General features: G+C 61.4%; 24 protein-coding genes and 2 pseudogenes. 8 read left to right on the top strand and 18 right to left on the bottom strand.

What is annotated here, in order from left to right:
* Positions 1-338: 338 nt before the first annotated feature.
* The 5 genes from AC1MFI_RS19110 to AC1MFI_RS19090 form a co-directional block, all read right to left on the bottom strand.
* Positions 339-1178: an SDR family oxidoreductase gene (locus tag AC1MFI_RS19110; protein ID WP_479821332.1), complete on the bottom strand. Its 840-nt coding sequence runs from the start codon at positions 1176-1178 to the stop codon at positions 339-341.
* 600 nt (positions 1179-1778) lie between these two features.
* On the bottom strand, positions 1779-3071 hold the full coding sequence (locus AC1MFI_RS19105) for an erythromycin esterase family protein (protein WP_479821331.1): 1293 nt from the start codon (positions 3069-3071) through the stop codon (positions 1779-1781).
* Positions 3068-3685 carry a phosphoribosyltransferase gene (locus tag AC1MFI_RS19100; protein WP_479821330.1) on the bottom strand — a complete coding sequence of 206 codons (618 nt, stop codon included), beginning with the start codon at positions 3683-3685 and terminating at the stop codon, positions 3068-3070. Before AC1MFI_RS19100 ends, AC1MFI_RS19105 begins: the two co-directional genes overlap by 4 nt.
* An 83-nt stretch (positions 3686-3768) precedes the next feature.
* Entirely contained in the window at positions 3769-4002 is a 234-nt protein-coding gene (locus AC1MFI_RS19095) for a hypothetical protein (RefSeq protein WP_479821329.1), read from the bottom strand.
* 84 nt (positions 4003-4086) lie between these two features.
* Complete coding sequence (locus tag AC1MFI_RS19090; protein WP_334211746.1) at positions 4087-4503, bottom strand: CBS domain-containing protein; 417 nt, start codon at positions 4501-4503, stop codon at positions 4087-4089.
* Between the two features lie 183 nt (positions 4504-4686).
* Between AC1MFI_RS19090 and AC1MFI_RS19085 the strand changes: the two genes are divergently transcribed.
* Positions 4687-5004, top strand: a complete 318-nt coding sequence (locus tag AC1MFI_RS19085) for a hypothetical protein (protein WP_479821328.1) — start codon at positions 4687-4689, stop codon at positions 5002-5004.
* Between the two features lie 875 nt (positions 5005-5879).
* Here the strand turns inward: AC1MFI_RS19085 and AC1MFI_RS19080 are convergent.
* The 8 genes from AC1MFI_RS19080 to istA form a co-directional block, all read right to left on the bottom strand.
* Positions 5880-6233 (bottom strand): four-helix bundle copper-binding protein, encoded by a 354-nt coding sequence (locus tag AC1MFI_RS19080; protein WP_479821423.1) that lies wholly within the window; start codon positions 6231-6233, stop codon positions 5880-5882.
* Between the two features lie 65 nt (positions 6234-6298).
* A complete protein-coding gene (locus AC1MFI_RS19075; RefSeq protein WP_479821327.1) occupies positions 6299-6604 on the bottom strand; it encodes a pullulanase X25 domain-containing protein in 306 nt (101 codons plus the stop codon).
* A 118-nt stretch (positions 6605-6722) separates the two neighbouring features.
* Complete coding sequence (locus tag AC1MFI_RS19070) at positions 6723-7202, bottom strand: hypothetical protein (protein ID WP_479821326.1); 480 nt, start codon at positions 7200-7202, stop codon at positions 6723-6725.
* 74 nt (positions 7203-7276) lie between these two features.
* Positions 7277-7885: a flavodoxin family protein gene (locus AC1MFI_RS19065; protein ID WP_479821325.1), complete on the bottom strand. Its 609-nt coding sequence runs from the start codon at positions 7883-7885 to the stop codon at positions 7277-7279.
* A 234-nt stretch (positions 7886-8119) separates the two neighbouring features.
* Positions 8120-9253 carry a glutathione-independent formaldehyde dehydrogenase gene (locus AC1MFI_RS19060; protein ID WP_479821324.1) on the bottom strand — a complete coding sequence of 378 codons (1134 nt, stop codon included), beginning with the start codon at positions 9251-9253 and terminating at the stop codon, positions 8120-8122.
* A gap of 305 nt (positions 9254-9558) precedes the next feature.
* A complete protein-coding gene (locus tag AC1MFI_RS19055) occupies positions 9559-9912 on the bottom strand; it encodes a hypothetical protein (RefSeq protein WP_479821323.1) in 354 nt (117 codons plus the stop codon).
* An 82-nt stretch (positions 9913-9994) separates the two neighbouring features.
* The gene (gene istB, locus AC1MFI_RS19050; RefSeq protein ID WP_479821322.1) at positions 9995-10825 is read right to left on the bottom strand and encodes an IS21-like element helper ATPase IstB; all 831 of its coding nucleotides are present in this window, start codon (positions 10823-10825) and stop codon (positions 9995-9997) included.
* Entirely contained in the window at positions 10822-12570 is a 1749-nt protein-coding gene (istA, locus tag AC1MFI_RS19045) for an IS21 family transposase (protein ID WP_479821321.1), read from the bottom strand. The genes istB and istA overlap by 4 nt, the downstream gene beginning before the upstream one ends.
* A gap of 494 nt (positions 12571-13064) precedes the next feature.
* On the opposite strand from istA, the gene AC1MFI_RS19040 reads away from it, so the two are divergent.
* Together AC1MFI_RS19040 and AC1MFI_RS19035 are read left to right on the top strand one after the other, a co-directional pair.
* Complete coding sequence (locus tag AC1MFI_RS19040; protein WP_479821320.1) at positions 13065-13901, top strand: alpha/beta fold hydrolase; 837 nt, start codon at positions 13065-13067, stop codon at positions 13899-13901.
* A gap of 419 nt (positions 13902-14320) precedes the next feature.
* Positions 14321-14557 (top strand): annotated as a pseudogene (locus tag AC1MFI_RS19035) (DUF3040 domain-containing protein); the annotation flags it as partial.
* Positions 14558-14571: 14 nt separating this feature from the next.
* Here the strand turns inward: AC1MFI_RS19035 and AC1MFI_RS19030 are convergent.
* Entirely contained in the window at positions 14572-15552 is a 981-nt protein-coding gene (locus AC1MFI_RS19030) for a cation diffusion facilitator family transporter (protein ID WP_479821319.1), read from the bottom strand.
* Positions 15549-15959: a transporter substrate-binding domain-containing protein gene (locus AC1MFI_RS19025; RefSeq protein WP_479821318.1), complete on the bottom strand. Its 411-nt coding sequence runs from the start codon at positions 15957-15959 to the stop codon at positions 15549-15551. The genes AC1MFI_RS19030 and AC1MFI_RS19025 overlap by 4 nt, the downstream gene beginning before the upstream one ends.
* Positions 15960-16186: 227 nt before the next feature.
* Between AC1MFI_RS19025 and AC1MFI_RS19020 the strand changes: the two genes are divergently transcribed.
* Positions 16187-16669, top strand: a complete 483-nt coding sequence (locus tag AC1MFI_RS19020; RefSeq protein WP_479821317.1) for a sugar phosphate nucleotidyltransferase — start codon at positions 16187-16189, stop codon at positions 16667-16669.
* 222 nt (positions 16670-16891) lie between these two features.
* Positions 16892-17092 carry a hypothetical protein gene (locus tag AC1MFI_RS19015; protein WP_479821316.1) on the top strand — a complete coding sequence of 67 codons (201 nt, stop codon included), beginning with the start codon at positions 16892-16894 and terminating at the stop codon, positions 17090-17092.
* A 125-nt stretch (positions 17093-17217) separates the two neighbouring features.
* On the opposite strand, the gene AC1MFI_RS19010 is transcribed toward AC1MFI_RS19015, so the two are convergent.
* Together AC1MFI_RS19010 and AC1MFI_RS19005 are read right to left on the bottom strand one after the other, a co-directional pair.
* Entirely contained in the window at positions 17218-17706 is a 489-nt protein-coding gene (locus AC1MFI_RS19010; protein WP_479821315.1) for a hypothetical protein, read from the bottom strand.
* Between the two features lie 118 nt (positions 17707-17824).
* The gene (locus AC1MFI_RS19005) at positions 17825-18928 is read right to left on the bottom strand and encodes a Fic family protein (RefSeq protein WP_479821314.1); all 1104 of its coding nucleotides are present in this window, start codon (positions 18926-18928) and stop codon (positions 17825-17827) included.
* Positions 18929-19438: 510 nt separating this feature from the next.
* On the opposite strand from AC1MFI_RS19005, the pseudogene AC1MFI_RS19000 reads away from it, so the two are divergent.
* Positions 19439-19573: pseudogene (locus tag AC1MFI_RS19000) on the top strand (IS3 family transposase); the annotation flags it as partial.
* An 18-nt stretch (positions 19574-19591) separates the two neighbouring features.
* On the opposite strand, the gene AC1MFI_RS18995 reads toward AC1MFI_RS19000, so the two are convergent.
* Positions 19592-21070, bottom strand: a complete 1479-nt coding sequence (locus tag AC1MFI_RS18995) for a glutamine synthetase beta-grasp domain-containing protein (protein ID WP_479821313.1) — start codon at positions 21068-21070, stop codon at positions 19592-19594.
* Positions 21071-21805: 735 nt separating this feature from the next.
* Here AC1MFI_RS18995 and AC1MFI_RS18990 point away from each other — a divergent pair.
* Positions 21806-22447, top strand: a complete 642-nt coding sequence (locus AC1MFI_RS18990; RefSeq protein WP_479821312.1) for a recombinase family protein — start codon at positions 21806-21808, stop codon at positions 22445-22447.
* 187 nt (positions 22448-22634) lie between these two features.
* Complete coding sequence (locus AC1MFI_RS18985; RefSeq protein WP_479821311.1) at positions 22635-23042, top strand: TnpV protein; 408 nt, start codon at positions 22635-22637, stop codon at positions 23040-23042.

The raw sequence follows: 23042 nt of genomic DNA, 5'->3' as shown, positions 1-23042 counted from the left end.
AGCAGCCCGCCGAGGTGGGCTGCGGTTGCAGCGAGGCCGTCCTTTGTGCGGTCAGCTCATAAGATCATTCTCGAACACAGAGACTCTCCGCGAGCAGGGACGGCCGGGACGGAGAGTGTGTGAAGGCCGTCCGCCCCGGCTACCCGGCAGCGAGTCTAAACCAAACTGGTGCCTGAGGCACCGAAACACTCTCCCTGCCGTAAATCGAGGGGGACGCATCTCAGCGGGGTGCAGGCCGAAGGATCGCCACAAGAGGCAGGGGATGCTTCGAGCTGACCAGCCCGCCCGAACCTGCTGGAGACAACACCGTGTGCGTGAAATGTGGTCACGCCTCTGGTTTACAGGATGGGTCGCCCTCCGGTGACAGCGATGCGGGAGCCTGACATGTAACTGCCGTCTTCGGAGGCGAGCAGGACGTAGGTCGGTGCCAGTTCGGCGGGCTGACCGGCCCGTCCGAGCGGGACGTCATCGCCGAAGGACTGTACTTTTTCCTCGGGCATGGTCGCTGGAATCAGTGGGGTCCAGATGGGGCCCGGAGCCACGCTGTTGACTCGGATTCCTTTCTCGCCCAGCAACTGGGCCAGGCTGGCCGAGAAGTTCGCTATCGCAGCTTTGGTTGCTGCGTAGGGAGCAAGCGTGGGACTGGGCGTGTCGGAGTTCACGGAGGAGCTACCAATAATCGATGATCCTGGTGCCATATGTGGGACGGCAGCCTTGACAAGATGGAACATCGCACCGATGTTGACTTTGAATGTATAATCCCATTCCTCATCCGATATTTCATCCAAGGACTGATGGTTCATCTGATAGGCGGCATTGCTTACCAGGACATCGACTTTCCCGAATTCGTTTACTGCACGATCGATAACAGCGCGGCAGTGGTCGGCTTCGGACAGGTCGCCCGGCACCAGCACGGCCCGTCGTCCGGCTTCTTCGACGTATCGGGCAGTTTCCTGGGCATCTTCGTTCTCGTTGAGAAAGGAGATCAGTACATCCGCGCCTTCCCTGGCGAAAGCGATCGCCACAGCACGACCGATTCCGCTGTCACCACCGGTAATGACCGCTGCCTTGCCCGCAAGCTTTCCCGAACCACGGTAACTGAGCTCACCACAGTCCGGGATGGGATCCATGCGGGCCTGAATACCCGGAACGTCCTGCTGCTGCTTTGGCTGACTCATACCCACGAACTCCTTCGGTAAATTTGATACTTGGTGAACTTTCGGCGGGTGGACCAGTGACATCACTCTGCTGGACCTGGATTGTTCAACGGTAGATGCCCCCGCTTGCTTATAAAAGGTGATCATCAGCTTTGACATCCACGCAAACACGCAAAGTGGGTACCAGGTGACCTGTTGGTCGAATTCACGCCCCGTTACGCAAGTCGTCACTTTGTCCGATCGTCGCGAGGTGTGTTGCGACATCATTGAGTGCTTGGCCGGTTCAGGTGGCTAGGACCGTGGGGTTATCGCCGTGTGAGGATGCTGCGGATCCTTGCGCTGACGCCCCTTGAATCGGGTGTGCCGGCTCCGTTCCTGCCGGGAGTGTCTGGGCCGCTGCCGGGGCCGGCACGCCACCCCATGGGGTTGACCCTGCCGGCGAGTCGTCCGGCAACGTTTCTGATGGTGTTTGCTAAGCCCATGAGGGTTTCCTTCCGATCGATAATGATGTGCTTGCGGTGCCGAGAGCTTTCTGACTATATGCATCCTGCTGGGCTACGACCACAAGGAACTGCCATCGCACGCCAATAGGGGGAAGGTAGAGCCTGATTATGTGACTGTTTAATCGCCGGTGGGCCATGTGGCCATCTCCAGACCCTGCCCGGTAGCGGCCAGTGGTACGAGGGGCGTTGTCTGATCGATCCAGAGGAAAGCGTCGTAGCGGCGGTTGAGCACTGTCGGTACGTAGTTCCCCTGCCGTTCGGCGTCGGGGTGATACACGACGCCAATGGCACGGTGGGCGCGGCTACGGCCGGCCCACCCTGTCTCGCCGCTGTTGAAGACAAACAGCGCCGATTCACGCTCCGTCAGCGCGTCATGGAGCAACTGCTCGATGCTTCCGTCCCTTGCCGCAGGCACCGGCATCGCCGCAACATGCCCGCCCCAACGATCGGCGGCCAGGACGTGCCCTTTGCGGGATCCGAAGCCCACGAGGATGACGCCGTCCTCGGAATGCTTCTCCCGCACGAGCTGGCCGACGTTGACCATGCCGGCAGCGGCCATGTCTGTCCACCGGGCATCACCGATGTGGGTGTTGTGTTCCCACACGATGGCCTTGCTGTGCGGCCCGTGGTGGTCCATGAGCGCATCAAGGGTCTCGGCCATGTGGCGGTCGCGGATGTTCCATGATTCCGGCCCGCCTTGGACCATGGCCCGGTAGTAGGCTTCGGCGCCTGCCGCCGAACGGGCGTTTCGTGTGGCGTTGAATTGGGCATCCCGTCCGGTCCCGCCTACGGGCCCGGACGAGTTCAGATTACGGAGGAGGTCCACCACTTCCTGTTCGCACCCGGACGGAACCCACCGGGTTGAGCGCGCGTAGGATTGGGCGTCCTCCGCATAGGGCTCAAAACACCGGAAGGCCTCAAGAGCCGACTCAACGTGCTGCGGCTGGTGTTCCTCCAGATACTGCAGGGTAGAACGCAACGAATCCCACAGACTGTAGACATCGAGTCCGTAAAAACCGGCGCGTTGGCCCGGTTTCTGGCCTAGATTGTGGGAGCGCAGCCACCGGGTGAAGTCGACGACGTCCGTGTTGGCCCATAACCAGGTCGGCCAACGGTTGAAGCCGCCCAGGACTTCGGCCGGATCTTCCGGTGCCCCCGCTGCCGCAGTGACTGAGCGATGCACGTCCCAGCAGTCTGGCCAGTCGCCCTCAACGGCGACAAAGGAAAACCCGTGCTCCTCAATCAGCCGCCGTGTCAAGGCAGCGCGCCAGGCGTAGAATTCGTGGGTGCCGTGGGACGCCTCACCGAGGAGCACGTACCGGGCATCCCCGATCAACTCGAGCAGCGGGTCCAGATCGGCTGCTTCCCTCAGCGGCAAGGCCGCGTTCCGGATATCAACTACATCGTTCATGCTTGGACCTCTTTCTTGTCAGCTGTACGAGCTTCATCAACAGTCGCCCACCCGGCAAGAAGGGAATGGACCTCGTCATCACTCGTCTGCCCAAAATGCTCATACTCGGCACCAACAGCACGGAAGTTCTCCGGTTGCCATGGGCAGACGATGTCGTCGGTCAGCATCTGCACGTGTCGTACGGCGGTCGGCGCACCCACGGGTGCCGCAGCGATAATCCGGTCAGGGTCGAGGGTGCGTAGCGCGGCTACGGCCGCGCGCATGGTGGCACCGGTAGCCAGCCCGTCATCAACGACAATTACCGTGCGCCCGTTGACCACCAGGGGAGGGCGCTGCCCGCGGTATTTCCTTTCACGCCGGGCGAGCTCAACGGTTTCTCGGGCGAGCGTTTCCTCGAACAACCGGCGCCCGTCCGCGAGCTTGTCGAGTTCGACCATGAGGTCCTGGTTCCTCACCAGCTCGGTTGTTCCGGCCGCCGACGCCAATGCCGCCATAGCGACTTCCGGATGCCCCGGGAACCCGAGCTTGCGCACTACCACCACATCCAGGTCAGCTTCCAGTTCATGCGCTATTTCGGCTGCTACCGGAACGCCCCCGCGGGGAAGACCCAGCACGAGGGGGTTCCCGGACATCCACGCACCCAGAAGGTCGGCCAGTTCTCGTCCCGCGGCGCGCCGGTCGAAGAATCGGGGCCTACTCACACTCTGTCCTCTGCCCCCGGAGCAGCCTCCTGCCTGGAGCAATGCGCACAGCAGAAGATGCTGTGCCCGACTTCCACACCGTGTCCGAGGATCCGGCATCCGCAGTGAGCGCACAGCAGGGCCATCGCTTGGACCGCACACTCGAAACTGTCGAACGTCCCGGTTTCCGTACCCCTGGTGATCGTGAATGCTTTGTCGTAGTCGTTGCCGCAGGTATCACAGACGGCCATCAAACCCTCCTCGTGTCACAGGCGTTCCCACACTTCCTCACCGTTGTGCAGGTTGTGCCCCGAATTTTCGCAAGCACGCGGTTCCTAGTAAGAGATGAACTCCACGAGTTCCCCGACCCGTTCATCCGGAAAGTTCCGGGCGATATCGGCTTGGGTCAGAATGCCGACGAGGTCGTGTCCGTCGATGACCGGCAGCCTGCGTACCTGGTGTTCCTGCATGGTCATGATGGCCACGTCGATCTCATCATCGGCGCCGATGGTCACGGGTTTGCCCTGCCCTAGATCGCCGGCCGTCACGGTCTTCGGGTCGCCACCATCGGCAAGGCATTTGACGACGATGTCGCGATCGGTAATCATCCCTTTGAGCCGCTGGTCCTCCCCGCAGATGGGTAGGGACCCCACGTTCAGGTCCTTCATCTTTCGGGCTGCCTGCTCCAGGGTTTCCCGTTCACCGACGCACTCCACGCCGCCGGTCATGATGTCTCGCGCACGAACTGGCATTTCATCCTCCACAACATGTGTAGCTTCTAGACGTACCTAACAGGTGTATGACAATCCCGGCCCGCACCGTGGCGCTGGTCCTGCTCCACGAATGTAAGCCTGCTGTCCATCATTGTCCTGACCAGCCCGAAAAGTAACCCCCCGTTCTACCCTCGACGTCCAGCACTAGCTTTTAGGAGCGACGTGTCCGCTCGGCATGTGGGAACTGGTGGCTTGTTTATTGTGGTGGGGCAGCGGGATGACCCGGTCATCGTTATGTCGGTGCTGAAGGGGCACAAGGCCCGCCAACTCGGGGTGATCGACGATAAAATCATCGACTTCTCGACAGAAGGACGTTGCGGCGAGTCTGCGGTGGTGAAGGTCGAGGATGACATGTCGAACCAGGGAAGCTTCGACACCAGCATTCACAAATCGTGGGTCGAGGACCATGTGAAGGAGGGCAACGTTCCCGCCCCGGATCCGGTACTTCACGTATCCGGCGACGATGCCGTCACGGATTAACTCGAACGTGCTTGACCACTGGTTGTCCCTGAAACGTTCCCTTGGATGTGTGCGTCCGGGCTTGCGGACAACTGCTTCCCGCGTTTCCAGTACATCAATCATCTCCTGGTACAGGTACACCGTCTCGAGGGAAGGCTGATCCGCATCCAAAGCCTCATACGTCCGGTTGCACAGTGCCCGCAGATCCTGCAGGGGCATCGAGGTGAACTGGGATTCGTCGACTACGGCCTGTAGAGCGTGGGTCTCATCATCGCGAGCTCCGGTCAGGGCGGGACCATCAGCGGGTGATGTGTCACCGGCATGTGGGGGCTGACTGGGGGAAACCGTGTATGCGGACCATTCCATGGTGAACTCCGAATCGTTCCGGTTTTCCATGGCCCTCTGCTAGACCGTCCACGGAGTTTAGTTCCAAGGCCGGTAAAAGGAAACTGGGCAAGGTCCGGTGAGTGTCTTCACCGGACCTGTCGTGGGCCTCGTCCAACTTTTGTGCATGAGTAGGTTGCTGGCCATTGTGTGCGCGGCGTTCTGGGGGCGGAACACTGTGCCCTTGTCACCAGGCAGATGAACTGGCGCTGTACGGGGGTGGCGAGCAGCCGTTCGGCAAGGTCCTTCTGATCGATAATCTCTCCCGTCACAGGATCGATCATCTCCTCTGTCTTGTTGATCGTGAAGCCAGTCACGGCCGTCTCCTTTCGGATCAGGCCGGACCCTCACACACCGTTTTTCTTACAGTCCCTATACTTCAGGTACGTATACCCGGGCGCACGGAATGCACACCCATCGAGCGCAGGCGAGTTGTACCCGTGCTGGCGTAGTGCCTGCTGGTGTTCGCCAGCCAGCACTATGTCTCAGGACGGTAAGAGGAAGATCGTTTGTCAGGTGAGGTTGGCGAGGAGCTCGGTGCAGGCCCGTTCGGCTTGTCGGCAGGCTTGGCCGCAGACCTGGCAGTGACTGTGGTGGGAGTGTTTTTCGCATTCCTGGGCACAGAGAGCGCAGATGAGGCGGCATGTTTCCAACAGTGCCCGTGTGTAGTGGGAGTCGGCAGCGGTGCGTCGGATCAGTGAGTTCGCCGTTGTTGTGCACATGTCCGCGCAGTCCTGGTTCGTCCGAATGCACCCCCTCAGTGGCTCGACGGCGTCCTCGGACAAGCAGGCATCGGCGCAGGCTGTGCAGGTCTGCGCACATTCCAGAAGGGCTTGAACTGCGGCAAGCAGGGCACTTGTGTCCATGCCGTCTGAAACCGGAGTATTTTCCTGCTTGTGGAGTGGGTGGGTGTTCAGCATCTGCTGCAGGCTCATAAGTTGCTCCCAACGTAGACGGTTTCCACATGTTTCGTGGCGTAATCGAACTGGAAAATAAGGTCCCCTTCGGCGAGTAAATCAAGTTCGATATCAGCACCGTGTGGGACACCGAACATGCCGTAGTTTTCCTCCCATGATCGGTTGATCGCAACCTTGTAGTGGTAGAGGGCTGTGGGCAGGTGCACGCGAAGCTTCCACAGCCGATCTGTTGGATCAAAGGTCATTTGAACCTTGTCCAGGTGCGGCACCCAAATTTCTGTAGGACGGAGGAACGGCTCGAAGTCACCCGCGATGGACACAGCATCTGGCTGCTGTCCTGTTGGTAGGCCGGGATCAGTGACGAGTGAACGAACAGTGTCACGATCATCATCATCGCCATCACTGTTGGACCGAGTATCAAGGTTGCTCCCTAATGCTCTAACGCCCTCGGTGTTCAGAGGCGCTTCCTCGGCAGGACTCAGGGCGGATGTGGTGGTGAGTGTCGGCTTCGTGAGCTGTGCTAGTGGAGGACGTTTTATCAGGGGCGACAGGCGGAGCCGAGGGTAGCGGGGTATTAGGAGGGACGGACTTCGCGCTGCTGATCGCATCCGAAAAGTCGGCAGTGGTGGGGAAGGCGACAAGGGCGCGTAACCCTTCATGTGTGATGATCCACCCGCGGCGGTGCTTGATGAGCCAGCCTGCTTTGACGAGATGCGTTGTGGCGGTGACAAGTTGTTTGTATCCGCGCGGCACTCCTCCGCTCAGCAGTTCACTTTCCCGCTCGTCGAGGGGCAGCTCCGTGATGACCATGGCCAGAAGTGTTGTCGGCGGCACGATTGTCTTCGACCATGCGTGCGCGGCCAGGAGCTCCAGCACAGCCCGCAACCGATGATGAACCCGGGCCTGTGAATTGTTCATCGCGTGCTACCTCCTTAGATACAGTTCCCAAGTGGCTGAGAGAAAGCCACACGGAGAGCAATAGCCGTGCCAGCCTACTCTGCGGGGTACCGGAAGGTGCGCAGGGCGCGGGCGAGATGTGCGGCATTCCGGGCGAGGCCGGCGTTGGTGGAGGCAACAGGGTCAGGGACCCGGTCGAGGTCCTTAAAATCAGTGGTTTGCATGGCTTCGCCTACCCAGTAGGTGCCACCCTGGGCAGGGAGGGTAAAGCCGACGTCGTTGAGGCCCTGCATCATGTCGGCAATGGTCTTGTGCGCTCCGTCTTCATTGCCGACGACGGCGACGGTCGCGACCTTCCCATACATGATGGGTCGGCCCTGGTCATCTGTTTCGGACAGTTCCGCGTCAAGTCGCTCCATGACCTGCTGGGCGACGCTGCAGGGGTGGCCCAGCCAGATCGGGGTGGACAGGACAAGGATGTCCGCGGCCAAGATCTGCTCGCGAATCGTCGGCCACTCGTCGCCGTCGCCCATATCGGTCAGAACCCCGCGTCTTACATCATGGTCCACGATGCGCACGGAGGACGTGCTGACATTCTGTCCTTTGAGTTCGTCGAGGATGTGCTGGGCCATCAACTCACTGCTAGAGGGTTCGGGGGACGGGGTAAGGGTGCAGACAAGGGCGAGGGCTGAAAGATCAGTCATAAGGTCCTTTCACGATAGTGCTCACGTCTGTGAAGGTTGCACGAAGCGCTAATTGAGCGCTCGGTGCAGATCGAGTGGCAGCTGTGACATGGGGTACAGGCCGCACCCACCGCGCGAGGCGATGAATGCGACCCGTAAATTAGTTCAGCGATGGTGCGACCGAGGTGAGGCAGCATCTAGGGCGCTTCCTCTTCCTGTCTCGCTGGGCGCACGCTGTTGAGGAAGTGGAGCGGGTTACGGATGGAGGAGAACTTTGGTCCATCCGTCCTCGCGCTTGTCGAAGCTGGCGTATGCTTCCACGGCCTCGTCGAGGGACAACTCGTGGGAGACGATCCAAGAAGGAGTCGAGCGGCCTCGGATAATCAGGTCGCGTAGCTCCCGGTTGTACTTTTTCACCGGGCACTGCCCGCCGGCGATGCTGATTCCCTTGGTGAAGGCCTGCCCGTAGTTGAAGCCAATCCGCCCTTCCTTTGCGCCGTCGTTGGACGCCTTGGGATCCTCGGGCACGTACACCCCGACGACACCGATGTGGCCGGTCGCCCGAACGACTTTGACTAGGTTGTCGAGGACCATCTCCGGGTGTTCTTCCCCTGTGTGGTCATGGGCCTGATAGCCAACAGCTTCGACACCGCAGTCGGCCCCGAACCCGTCGGTTCCTTCCATGATCGCCTCTGTCGGGTCGGTGTCGGCGAAGTTGATGGCTGTCGCACCGATCTGTTCCGCCAGGGCTAGCCGGTCCGGTTCCTTGTCGACGACGAAAACCTGGGCGGCACCGCGCAGGAACGCACTGTGGGCGGCCATCAAGCCGACAGGGCCGGCGCCGAAGACAGCGACGGACTTCCCGGGAGTGACCATGGCCAATTCTGTTGCATGGTAGCCGGTGGGAAAAATGTCCGAGAGCATCGTGAAATCGGCTTCGTGCTCGGTGCCTTCGGGAAGTTTGAGGAGATTGAAGTCCGCCCATGGGACACGGAGGAGTTCTGCTTGGCCGCCCCAGTAGGGTCCCATCATGGGGTAGCCGTACCCAGCTCCGGGCTGGCCGGAAGGGTTGGCGCGCAGGCAGGCGGAGGTGTATCCGTTGTTGCAGTTCCGGCAGGTGCCGCAGGCCAGATTGAAAGGGACCGACACCCGATCCCCGACGCTGATCCGGTCGACGCCGGCGCCGACGGCTTCGACGACACCCATGTTCTCGTGGCCGAGCACCATCCCCGCGTCCAGGTCAGCCCGCCCCTCGTAGGGGTGCAGATCGGACCCGCAGATATTGGCTGTCGTGATCCTGATGACCGCGTCCAACGGGCCTTCGATCTTCGGGTCGTCGACGGTCTCGATGGCAAGTTCGTACGGGGCTTTGAAAACTACGGCCTTCACTACATCTCCCTTACTCGTTGAGGTTCCAAGGAACTGACCAGACCAGATTGCGCATCACTGCCTGAATATGTCAACGCTATCCAGGACCACTAAGACGGCTTGATTCAGGACCATCCTGCGACCAGCGTCCCTCGGCGCAAGTGCTGCGCGGGGCGTTCTCTGTGTACGGAACGGCTAGCGTAAGCGTGGTCTACGACGTCTTGAGTAGGGCGTGCTTGATACCGACTGCAGTTCAATTTTGCTAGTTGATGGGCTTTAGCAGATGCTCCCGGTGGTGGTCGCCATGTGGTCTTCGAGGATCAGTTCTAGCCCTTGGGCTTCAGAGTGAGCGACCCTATCGAATTTGAGAGGTTGAGATTCACTTCGTCCCACTCATACTGAAGGGGTTTTTGAATAAACTGATGCACCCAACGGTCATAGTCTGCCAACGGTGGCTCACAGTACAGTGCGCTGATCTGCATTGCCCCTTGGTCCACGGTGACCTGGCTCTTTGTCACTGTTACCTGGGCCCTGAAACCTCCGCACGCTGTCCCGACCCTGACAAATTTTTTACCGTTTTGCTCCGTAAGCAGCCATCGCACGGGGTGGTCAACGATCCAGGGGAGCTCACCGGACGCGTCGGAACCCGACACGGCAATCAATTGAATGTTCTTCATCATCGGTTCCTCGGGGTCGCACATCCTGATGTTGTTGACACGGCTACCGCGACAACGAATGAGGCGAGAGCCTGCCGTGTCGTGGTCACAGCTCAAGTGGAACACGGCTCTGGTGGGCGAGGGTATGGGCGAGGCGGTAGGAGTCGGTGCCGGTTTCGATGATGGCTCCGTTGAACGTGAGCCGGTCGACGATCGCTGCGCAGAGGCGCGGGTCGGTGAAGGTCTTCGTCCACCCAGAGAAGGACTCGTTGGACGCGATCGCGATCGAGTTTTTTTCCTCGCGTTCGGTGAGGACCTGGAAGAGCAGCTCGGCGCCGCGTCGGTCAAGTTCCATATAGCCGAGCTCGTCGATGCAGAGCAAGTCCACCCTGCCGTACCGGGCGATGGTCTTCGCGAGCATCTTCTCGTCGGCGGCTTCGACGAGTTCGTTCACGAGCCTCGTGGCGAGCGTGTATTTGACCCGGTACCCCTTCTCCGCGGCCGCGGTGCCCAGGCCGATGAGGAGGTGGGATTTTCCGGTGCCTGAGTCCCCGATGAGGCAGAGAGGTTGTCCTTTGCGGATCCAGTCCCCGGTCGCCAACGTGTGGATCGTCGCGGCGTTGATGTTGGGGTTCGCGTCGAAGTCGAAGTCCCCGAGCCACTTGTCCCGCGGGAAGTTCGCGGCTTTCACCCGTCGGCTCGAGGATCGACGGTCACGGTCGTCGCACTCGGCCAGCAGCAGCTCGGCCAGGAACCCCTGGTAGGAGAGCTGTTCCTTCCCCGCGACGGAGAGGGCTTCGTCCAGGACCGCCCGGATCGTAGGGAGCCGTAGCCGGCGGCAGGCCTGGTCCACGGCCGCGACGGCGGCCTGCTCGGTTAGACCGCGGCGCCGGCGCAGCGTTGGGGTCACGGTGGTAGTTGAGGTGGTGGGGCTCATGAGATGTTCTCCTTCGACATGCTGACGGACGGGCTGACAGAGGTGCCTGCGGACGTGCTTGCTGGGTCCGACGGAGCCCGTTTGGCGAGCAGCTCGTCGTAGGAGCTGACGGACGGGATCGGGCGGCTATCGGGTGGAAGGCCGGCGATGACAGCGGCCGGGTCCATGAGACGGCGTTGGGTAAGGCTGACAACCCGTTGCACTTTGACCTCGGCGTGAGCACCACGATCATCATCGGAAGGACGGCCCGAGCTGGACCCACTTACCCCTGCTGGGTCCTGGCGTGTGTTCGGGTTTTCGGTTGCGTGTCGGCGTGCTTCGACCGCGACGACGTCGGCGCTGACCGCACCGACCCCGAGGGCTGCGCTGATGCCGGCCTGGATGTCGTCGGGGTGCATGAACCGGTGCAGGAGAAGGACGTCGATGAGTTCACGGGTGCCGTCCGCGTCGCCGTTGACCCGCCGGGACGCCCCCCAGAACGCGTCATGAGCGCTGGTGAATGAACCAGCCTCCCGTGCCCTCGCCAGGGCGGTGGAACCAGGGAAAGCACCGGGCTTGGCTTTGAGGACCTCGAGGTAATGATCGAGCTGCACTGATTGCCCGTGTTTGACGGTGATCCGTTGATGCCTGGCGACGATCGTGCGGCCATCGAAGACCACGACCTCGGACGCCCGTAGCGAGACCCGGACCTTCCGACCGATGAACCGTGCCGGTACGGAGTACTTCACCATCCGGACGGTGATCATCGAGGACCGATCCACCCTCGGCGTCAGGACCAACCCAGGATCGAAGATCTCCGCCGGCAGCGGCGCGAGATGCGGCTGTTCGGAGTCGAAGTCCTGACCGACGGTGCGGATCCTGTCATTGATCCGCCGCCCGTCGTCCTCTGCCTCCCAGACCCGAATGCGATCATTGAGCTCATCCAGGGATGCGACGACGGGCATCGGGGAAAGCCTGTTGCGCCGGAACCTGCCCACCTCACCCTCGACCCCACCCTTCTCGTGGGCGCCGGTAATACCGGGCTGGCAGTAAAAGGCGTCGAAACCGTAGTGGGAGCGAAACAACACCCACCGGTCATTCTCGACCCGCTGCCTGCCCTGCCCGAACACCACCGACGTGACCGCGCTGGTGAGGTTGTCGTAGCGAATGTGTCTGGTCGGGACCCCGCCCAGAGCGGTGAACGCGTCGATGTGTCCCTCGAGGAACGCTTCCTGCGCCTGCGTCGGATAGACCCGGTGAACGGCCTTTCCAGAGTGGGAGAGCCGGTAGACGAACATGTGGCACTTCGTCTTTACCCCGTCCAGAACAACCCAGACCTCACCGAAGTCCACCTCGGCTTCCGCCCCTGGCGCGTGCTCCTGCGGGACGAACACCTCGACCCTGCGGCCGGCCTCAACATCGATTTCCGCACGGCGAACCCGCACGTAGTCCCGCACCGTCGAATACGAAAGATCCCCGGCGCCGTGCTCCTCGATCAGCCGGGCAAGAACCCTCCGGGCGGTATGGCGTTGCTTCCGTGGCGCCGTCGTGTCCTCGACGAGCATCGCGTCGATCGCTTGCTTGAACTTGTCCAGGCGGGGCGCGCTACGTACTGGCACCTTCCGGGCTGGCGGGACTGGACTCGCGAGGGCCTGACGGACAGTGTCTCTGCCGACCTGATATCGCTTGGCCAACTCACGGATCGAAGCGCCCTCAACTCGGGCATCTCTTCGAATGCTGGCGAACAACTCCATACGCAACCTCATCCGAACCTCCACGAGCTCGTCCCATCAGATGGAACAAGACTGGAGGTGGTCCTGAATCAAACCGTCACAGGGAACCGGCGAGTCGCAGGTGGTCCTGGATCAGACCGTCCTAGTGGTCTCGAATGAGGCTGTCACGCTCAACTGCCTGGTCATCTTCCCGGCGGTCCTAGCTCCGGGGCCGCGTCTTGACCCGAGAGCTAAGCACACTGTGCAGTCTTCAGGGTGCACGGTGCAGGGTCAACGCAGTGTGCGCCTGCCGCCCTTCCTTGACGGGCAGCAGCCGTGATTAAGGGCAATCCACTCACCTCCGCATCGCACGCGATCCGATGACACCGAGTGCGTGATACCGAGTGCGTGATGCCCAATTACTCGATGTCGGATGAAGGAGCGGGCCATCCGAACGACAGTCGGCTGACGAATGGTTAGGGTGGGTTCAACTGGATGCAACCCAGCTACCGGGGGTCGATCCCACGGCCGATAGTGGAGGCTAAACCATGACGGAAATTACTGCACATCACGGACTGTTCAAGGACACCAATCTGCACGTGGATGACACCGGAGGGTCAGGCAGGCCCGTCGTCCTCATTCACGGGTGGCCGTTGTCCGGGGAGGCGTTCACAGCGCAGATCCCTGCCCTGCAGGCAGCCGGCTACCGGGTCATTACCTACGACCGGCGTGGATTCGGGCGCAGCGACAAGCCGCTGACCGGTTACACATATGACACTTTGACCGAGGATTTGCACGCCCTGCTCGAGCAACTTCAATTGACGGACGTTACCTTGGTTGGTTTCTCAATGGGTGGGGGAGAGGTGGCCCGTTACTTTAGTAAGTACGGTACGGAACGGCTGCGCAGCGTGGTGTTCGCCTCCGCCGTCCCGCCGTACATGATGCAATCCCACGACAACCCTGACGGCCCGCTCACGAAGAAGGAAGCCGCGAAAATGACGGCCGACCTCACAAAGGACGAGGACGAGTTCTATGACGGGTTCACCCGCGAGTTTTTCTCCGTCAACGGAGAGCTGAAAGTCAGCGAACAGCAGCGCCAGGAAGCCCTGGCCCTGTGCAAGCAGGCAAACAAAAAGGCCGCTTTGGCATGCATGGCCGCCTTCGGGGGAACAGACTTCCGTGATGACCTGCTGAAGGTCACTGTTCCCGCACTCGTCCTGCACGGCGACGGTGATGCGACCGTCCCCTTCGAGGGATCCGGCCAGCGCACCCACGCAACCCTGCTCGGCAGCGACCTACATGTCATCCCAGGGGCACCGCACGGGTGCAACGTCAGCCACCCCGACGAGTGGAATGAAGCACTGATCCGGTTCCTGGCAAAGTAACCCTCCGCACCAGCGCAGTCGTCGCTTGGCTCTTACGGCCGGTAGTGCCCCGAACATTCATTGCGGGACACTACCGGTCATGGGTGTTGCACCTCAGAACGTGGGCACTTCACGTGCGGAGTCAGCCGGATTGATGCTGACAAAATGTGCTCCTTCTTGGGACGAAGGAAAAACGGGTTTCATCGTCAGTCATCCGGACGGATGGAACCAGTGCTGCTTTGGCTTTCGGTGGCAGTCCATGAAGGTGGGCGGTCAGGGCAAGCGTCGCGATTCGCGCAGGGCGGTCAACTCAGTACGGTCAACAATGTAGATTTTTGAATTCTCCTTGTGACTTGGCGGGCGACGGCGGTGGACTAGAGAGGCATATCAGGTTCTGCTCGAAACCGTGTTCCTTTGCTGCACTAACCGGGAGATTGCCGATGTCACTGTCGAAAGATGAACACCGCGCGTGGAACGAACTGGAACGGGCTCTTGCAGATGATTTTCCCAGCGCTCCTGTCAGGGGCGAGGAGGACGAGTCGTGGATTATGACCCTCCCTCCTGCTTCGTTACGCATTCTGCTGCCTGAGCTAACAGTTGTCGTGGGAGTTATTGTCCTCATTGCGGCGTGCGTGGTGCAGGTGCTGCCGCTGGGGCTCGCCGGTCTCGTGCTGACCTGCATTGGCGTCGATCACATCAGACAACGGTGCTCCGGCCGGGTCTTACCTGCGGGAACCACGAAAGACTCGACATGGAACACATGGCCCTGGTCGCGGATGCGTGAGCGAGCGGCGCCCACCCAGTCCAGCCCCTGCAGGTAGTCATCGATGCTGTGAGTGAGGGGGTCCGGCCCGGTTCCGTCGTAGGTAGTGGCGCGGGCGTCCATGAGGTTCGCTACCGCCCCGCGGAGGTTCTTGATGCCGTCGCGCAGGATGCTGATAGATATGACCAATGCGGCCACGGCGTCAGCCCACCACCACCCGATGCCGATGCCGGCCACCCCGACCGCTGCGGCCAGGGCTGTCATCCAGTCGGCCTTGTTCATGTCAGCGTCCGCGTACAGAACCTTGTCGTGCAGGGTCCTGGCAAGCTTCATCTTCACCCGACCGAGATACACCGGCGGGGCGGCGGTCAGGATCATGGCCGCGATCATGAGCCAGCCCAGCCAGAACGTCTGCCCGAACAGTTCAATACCGCCGATGGTGGGATGCTCACCGGTGACCAGTCCCAGCCCGGAATCGACGATCAAATACCCGCCCATCACCGTCAGGGCGACTGCGGCCACCAGGTGTGCAACCCCAACAGCACGGTGGTATCCATAGGGGTGCCGCTCGGACGGCCGGCGCCGGATGATTCGGGTCGCGACCAGGAAAGCGATCGGGGGCAGGAAAGAGAGCAGGTCCTCGATCCAGGCGGCTTTCATGGCCTGAGAGTTTCCCAGCACCAGGTACACCAGGCCGGTCGACACGGTCAGGAAAGCCAGGGTAATCCATTCAAACTTCACGCCCCTGCGCAGGGCCTGTTCCTGTTCGGCAGGCAGCGTTGTGTGCCCGAACCGTGCCTGGTTCCCTCCGCTTCCACCGTTTCCACCCTTTCCGGTGTTCCCGTCATTGCCATGGTCCCGGCCGTCTTGGGGGTGTCCGTGTTCGGGATTTTTGCTGCGGGCGGTCATGATGCGGATTCCTGCTCGAGCAGGAACGTATCGAGTTCCAGGAGGAACGCGTTCTCACCTAAGGGCACGAGCATCACGTGTTTCTCCGTTTTTCCCTGTTCATCAGTGCTCTCGGTGTAGGGGCGGGTCATCCCAGCGTCTGTCGACCACGGAGTGTCATCGGTGATCCCGCCGACGACAACGTCGACGTCGCCATCCTTCAGGCTCTTGACGAGCTCCTGTTCACTGCCGGAAATCCAGCGAGGCTCCGCGCCCAGAGAATCGGCAAAGCCCCGGACAAGGTCCGGCTCGCTACCGGTCGGATTCTGGCCCTGCTCCAAGCGCACCCATTCGCCGTTGTCTGTCACTCCAACCCGCATCGTCCGCCCGGACACGCGCTCAAGAGTTCCATCAGGATCAGATGGCATGGCCATCCCACACCCGGCGAGCACCCCACAGCACAACAACCCCACCAAGAGCCCGGAAACACACGTGTACTGCCTATTGCTACCCATGCCCCCACCCTTCACATCGTCCGCGTAATCCTCATCGTCAACCTACAGCTTCGTCCACCCGCAGTCGTTTGTGTGGCTTGGGCGCAGCGTTAGGTTAGAAACCCCTAACGCACTGCAGAGGGGGTCTGCTGCACGGACCGTTGGAAGGAGAGTGTGTAAAGCAGCCGAAAGTCCTGGCCCTGATCCTGGCGTGTGGCTCCGGTGGCAGGATGGGCATGCTGACGGATCATCGTGCCAAGCCGGCTCTTTCGGTTGCCGGCACATACCGGATGATTGGCCTTGCTTCGTCGAATCTCCACCGAAGCGGGTACTCCGATGTGTGGATTGTGGAGCAGCACCAGTCCAGGTCAATCAATGATCATCTTGCCAACGACCGTCCGTGGGACCTGGACCGGACCAACGGCGGACTCAGGGTCCTGCCGCCCTTTCAAAGCAAGGACGGCGAAGGCTTCGCCGAAGGCAACGTGGATGGCATCTACCGGCAGGCCGACTTCATCCGTGAGTACGACCCGGACCTGGTGCGGGTCATCGTCGACGCCGGAGCCCATATTGCATCAGGGCGCAGGATTGACGGCCCACAGCAGCTGACAACAGTTGACGGTTCAGGCCGTGAACATACATAACTATGCCGACACGGACGGCCCCCTTCCACACACCCTCATGAGCTGATACCCATCAGCTGTGCTGGTCCTCGCCCAGCAGGACGCGTAAGGTCAAGAGCTTGGTCGGGACGCGGCAGCCCAAGGGCTTGCGGCCTCCGGAGCCCGGGATGAACCTGACGGTACGAAAGCCCAGGCCAGCAGCACAGCAAACGGGTATCGAATCGTTTACGAGAGGGGCACGGTATGGAACCGACGCAGATTGAGAAGTGGTGGCCACGTGTTGACACTGATGTGAAGCAGTGGTTGAGGGAACACCAGGCTTCCACCGACATTCCGGATCATGTTCAAGCCGGAATTGTTGACGCCGGTGGGCCAGCTGGAGCCCGCCTTTTGGCAGACGATGATTGGCAGTTCATTCGCACCCAGTCCGAGGCCGTGGATTGACGCCACCGTAAGAACCAAGTCTGCCGGTGGTGGTCTTAATGCCATAGCATGACGGCTGCCAACTTTTCGTGCCGCATGCAAGTACTCACAAGGGCCGCAGTCCTCGCCTACATCTCACCAAGGTGTCAGAAAGAGGAGAATCGCTCCGTGATGGTGGTCAGCATGACGTGGGCGAGCTGGTCCTGTTGTGTCTTTGCGCGGTCTTTGAGGCGTTGCATATCGGCTGCACTGATTCGGTCATCACAACGCGATAGCTCAAGCAGGGAAACCCACAGGTTCTCCTTACCGTTAACGGCTGACTGCAGGGCTTCAAGCTCGAGCTGGCCAGCAATGCCGCGGTTTTTTCTCAGCAGGTTCAGCGGACCTGCCTTGCTGATCTGGGCGCCGAACCATCCCAGAGCAGTCTTCACGGGTCCTTGGTTGTATCCCAGCTGATGCACCAGTTTCACCAGATCATCCCGATCAGCGGCAATGTCGCTCCGCAGTCCGGAGAAAGTGGTTTTGAAGGGCGTGTTGCTCCACGTCTGTTCCGCCGAGATGAACAGCTGCACTCCTGACTCAGCAGCTATCAGGTGGTCTTCGAGGTATGCAGACAGTTGGTCATCGTTCATCATGCACTCATCATCCAACATTCAAAAAAGTGTGAGTTTTTTGGGCGTGGCGGTTTTCTGACGGCTTCTTGGCGGTAGGGCTGACTTCCTCACCCTTGATGGCACCCATTTGGGGTACGCCTCACATTGACGAACGTCGGCCGGCCCGCTCGGCGAATGCGTCGATTGCCGCGAGCACCTCGTCGCTACGCCAGAAGGGTCCGAGCTGGTGCTCGGCCTTCGATTTCGCGATGCCCGACTCGACGAGCGCCCGAAGCGGCGGGTACACGTTCGGCTGCTGCACGCCGAGCTCTGAAGCGGCGGCGGCGCTGTTGAGGACGGGACGACGAGCGAGGACGTCGAGGAGCTTCCACGCGTTCGAGTCGCGCCGCGCGTTGAGGCGCTGGTCCCAGCTTCTCCGTATGTCGTCGATGTCCTCCACCAGTTGGCGAGCATTGTGGACAGCACGCAGCGACGCGGCGGCGAAGGAGAGAACTATGGGGTCCACTTCTCCGGCTCGGTAGGCCGTCAGGGCAGCGTGATATCCGTCGACGTCGGCAAGTAGCCCTGCAGAAACGGGCACGGCCACGTTCCTGGTTACTCCTTTGTGCCGCAGCATCGACTGCGCCAGGGCCCGCCCTGTTCGCCCGTTGCCGTCACTGAAGGGATGGATTGTCTCGAACTGGGCATGCCCCACAGCAACAGACACCAGCGGCAACACCGTGAAGTCGTTCACGAAACCCACGAGGTCCCCCATGAGATCCGCTACGTGCTCATTGTGAGGTGCGACGTACGACGCCCCGACCGGACTGTCCGAACGCGTGCCGATCCACACGGGTTCATCCCGCCACTGCCCCGGTGTGTGGCGTGGCTGATGCTCCATAAGCACAGCGTGCAACCTTTTGACGGACTCCACCGAGAGGTCACGGGCCAGGTCAAGAGCAGCCCGCATGGCTTGCGTATTCGCCGCGATGTCTTCGGCGTTCCGACTTCCCCGTACCCCAAGCTCTGCACTGAAAATAGCCCGAGCCGACGCGGTCAGGTTCTCAATCTGCGACGACGACGCTGCCTCCGAGCGCAACAGCACAGGAGCGAATGCCGCGACCCGTTTACCGAGTTCCGCGTCGAAACGGGTCAGTTCACGCTCGGCCTCCTCGGCCGCCTCGCGGGCATGGGAACTCGGTGACGGCGCACGTCCCGCAATATGCGCAACGACCGCCGACTGGTAGTAAATTCCTGCGACCACGTGCTCCGCACGCACACCCCAGGCAGCATGTGCACTCGGGACCCACCTGCGCTCCTCGTACCCGACTGGGGGCCACTCACCCTGCGTATCCATACCCCATCCCCTTGAAATTATGAGTTGCACGAGTATCTCATAATCGAGCTGGGCGTGTTTATGACGTTACCCGCGATCCACTTGCCAGTTCATACCTCGGCAGCGACGCAGCTTCCAACGACCCTGTACAGGTGACACCCTTTAAGGTGCTGTGAACCATCGCTTGTGAGCGTGTAGGTACCTAAGGTGCTCAGCATGCGCGCATACGAGACCGTCCATGCTGAGCCCCGAGATTTCCTTGATTCGCCGTCCTATCGCGTCAACTTCTGGGAACAAGCATCGCCTCGCTGCGGCTGGGCTTTGGACGCTTGTGTTCTAAATGAAGCGCTTTAAGATTTGAAAGCTCTGGACCTCGGGAACGAGGACAGAGTCATGGCAGGACATCAAGTGTCGAGGGCATCGATGGGTCGCCGATGATCGGCGGAGGAGAAGGCTGCTGCAGTCCGGATGATGCGGACGTTGCGGGCGGAGTTAGGGACCGGGGCCGGAATAGTGCAGCGGGTCGCCTCGCAGCTGGGGTATGGGACGGAGTCGGTGCGGTCGTGGGTGCGGCCCGAAAGCTGGCCTAGGTCAGCCGATATGCCAGTGGCGGCGAATAAGCTCTTCACGAGCAACCTCGTCTTTGGCGGGCTCCCCGATCAGTCCGGCGTCGTCGGTGTCGCGTAGGCCCACGAGCAAGGCGTCGATGAGCTCGCCCGGGAAGACGCCGTCGGCCTCGAACATCTCGCGCTGAGCCTCGAGCGCGTCGGCCGACTCCGCGCGCGAGGTAGGCAGGTGCTCGAAGTCGTCATGGTTTGTGGTGCTCAACCGCTCGGCCAACTCCAGGCTCCCGGGATCACTCAGGCCGCGCTTCGCCGCGACGGCCATACCAGCGAGCAGCAGGTGCACATCAGCCGACCCGTCACCGAGTCGAAACTCGACGGTCTGAGGATGGATGGCAGGCTCGGGAACGGTTTCGGTGCTGCCGGGATTGGCGTGAGCGATCATGTCGGCCAGCACATCCCCGCCCCAAGCCAGTGGAACCCGAACCAGGCCGGTACGGTCCTTCATACCCCAGCAGATGCCCTCAGGGGACTCATCCCCGCCGGTGAACCGCAGGTAGGACGTGGGGACCGTGTTGCCGAACGCGGTCAACGCTTTGGCCGCCGAGAGGTAGCCAGCGATCAGCCGGCGCCCGGTGTCGGTGAACCCTTCCTCGCCAACAATAGTGCTGGCACCTTCTTGTACCAGCCGGCTGTGGATGTGGAGCCCGTTTCCTGCGCCCTTGCTGCTCACCAGAGGGGCGAAGGTCACCTCCAGACCGTGGGAGTAGGCGACTTCGCGCACCACCCACTTTGCCAGGACGAGGTTGTCGGCTGCCTGAGCCAAGGGCACGGGTTGGAGTTCGATTTCGTGCTGGACCAGCTGCCGGTCGTCCTCGAGGATGTTGCCGACCTCCCCGTGGGCGTACTTCAACGCCACCCCCATGGTGCTGAGGTGACCCAGCACTTGCTCCCGGACCCGCTCACCTTTGGAGAAGGGTCCTGACTCCTGATAGCCGCGTTCCTCCTCGACGGGGTAGATCCGCTCGGGTTCATCGACGAGGTAGTACTCCAACTCGCCGAACGCTTCGAGCGTCATACCGGTCTCCTGCGTCAGCGCCTCGGCGCCGCGGCGCACAATCTGCTCGCGCGCGTAGGGCAGCGGTTTGCCCGCCTCGTCGTAGAAGGAGCACAACACGTCGAGCGAGTCCCGCTCACCGAAGGGGTTGATGAAAGCGGTGCGGTGCCGCGGAACGATGTAGACGTCACTGGCACCGGCATCGGTGCCGGCAAAGACACTCGATCCATCCACGCGCTCGCCCCGCGTCAGCACCTCGATGAGATGGTCGCGCGAGTTGATGGGGAAGGCCAGGGTCTTCAGGCGCCCGTCGCCGCCGACATAGCGTAGGTTAACCTGGCGCAGCCCCAGCTGTTCGATTGCCCGCACGAGGTCGCCGGCAGTGAACTCGGCCGAGGGCTTGTCGAGCAGGCGAACGATTGGGTGAGGTTCGAGCGCATCGATAGTCATACTCCGTTCTACCAGCGTCACCCCGCAGAGGCCCTACGGTGGGCGACTGGATCCGCGAGAGACGCTGGCCGCGTATCGAGTCGGTCGCACAAGTACCGCGCCCGGTAAAACATGTCGTCTGGTGGTGTCTATCTGCGGTACACCCAAATGCCACAGTGTAAGTCGCCTGAGATCGCGTTGTTCAAGGGTCCTCTGACGACTTTCGCCACACAAACGTTCGAGGGTCTAGACATCACGCGACACTGCTCTGAGGTGCAGTACGCGAGGGACCTCATGTGGCACTGGCCGTAAACCCCCGTTTTTGGCCAGTGTGCCGATGAGCTGTCAGATTCTGAAGTCGACTGCACTGGGAACCGCGGAGTGGCGGCCGGAGTGCAAGGGACTGCGGTCGCCGGATTGTCCGAAGTCCTGTGCACCAGGCGCCATTTTGACCGAAGTCGCGCTTGTGCACGTTTCAGCTCGTCGGGTGGAGCCGAGCAACGCTGTATCGGCATCAACAAGCTCTAACAATCAGTGAGAGTACGACGACACAAAAATGAGGTTTTTTCCGCTGCGCTGATCGAACACCGGCCAGTGCAGACGACTTCGGACGGCAGTGCAGTCGACTTCGGAATCTGACATTTTGCATCACTCGAACCCGCGCGTTTTTTGGCTCTCTAACCAAGTGCGAAACGTGTACTGTCATAACGCGAGGGTGAGACGGATTCTGCGACCCTCCGACCTGGGGGAGGACACATGGAACGACCGGAACGTCTCGAAGGCGTCGAAGAGCCGCGGCTGGTGCCTGACGGGGTCCTGATCGGATACGCCCGCGTGTCCACTACGGACCAGAACCTCGAGGCGCAGACCCGTCAGCTGGTCGACGCCGGTTGCTATGACGTCTACGCGGACCACGGGAAGTCCGGCGCGACGATGACGCGACCCGAGCTGGAGAAGTGCCTACGCGCACTGCAGCCAGGCAATACCCTCGTGGTGACCAAGCTCGACCGGCTCGGTCGGACAGTGCGCGGCCTCGTGGAACTCCTCGACTCACTGCACGAGCGGGGCATCATGTTCCGATCCCTTGGTGAGGGCATTGACACCACCACTGCTTCGGGCCGGCTGATGTTCAACATCATCGCCAGCGTCGCGGAGATGGAACGCGAGCTGATCCGGGAACGGACGAAGGCCGGCCTCGCCGTCGCGACGGGGAAGGGCGGTCGACCGCCGCGCCTCCAACCCCACGACGTCGTGGAAGCGCGACGGCTCAGGGAGGAGAAGTGGACTGTCGAAGCCATCGCCAAGAAGTTCAAGGTCCACCGCTCCACAATCATTCGCGCACTGCGCACCGATGGTCTCGCTGGTGCCGCCTACAAGGGACCGGCGAACCGTAAATAGAGGACCGATGCCGATGTATGTGAACCCTCCCCGAAGTGGGGTCGGGCGCTCGGTACGGTGGGGAAAGTATTTCCACCGGCACCAGGGGGACCGAAGATGGCGCGATCGCGCAAGCGCAACCAGATTGATGGACAAGCAACTCTCGACCTAGATGCATTTCTTTTCGCACCACCAGAGGAGGTTCTCGATGAACAAGTACGGCAAGTTCGCGCAGGAGACGTGGAAGATGACCGCGCCGTCGCAGTACGCCCTGATTCCGGACCCGGACGAGTGGTTCCGGAAGCTGGGAGAGGAAGCGATGCGTCAGGTGGGGGAGCTGCAGTACCAGATCGCGGGACCGGATCCGGATGGCGAGACGTACCTGGAGAAGGTGGGTCGGCTGAACGCCTCGAGGATGCAGGCCGAGGAGATCGTGCGGGCGGAGATGTTGACGCCGGAGACGATGGAGACGGAGGGCGACGAGACGGAGGAGGACGAAGTCGACCGTCGGCAGCGAGAGATTTGGGAGACTCACCGCTCGATAGTTCGGTTGCAGCAGGAGCTGCTGAACGAGTACCGGGAAGTCGAGATGGATCAGTACAACCAGAAGTCCTAG

The organism is Arthrobacter sp. BC5, from assembly GCF_056680255.1.
Note: the sequence above shows the minus strand (reverse complement) of the source record. Positions and strands in the feature narration are given on the sequence as shown.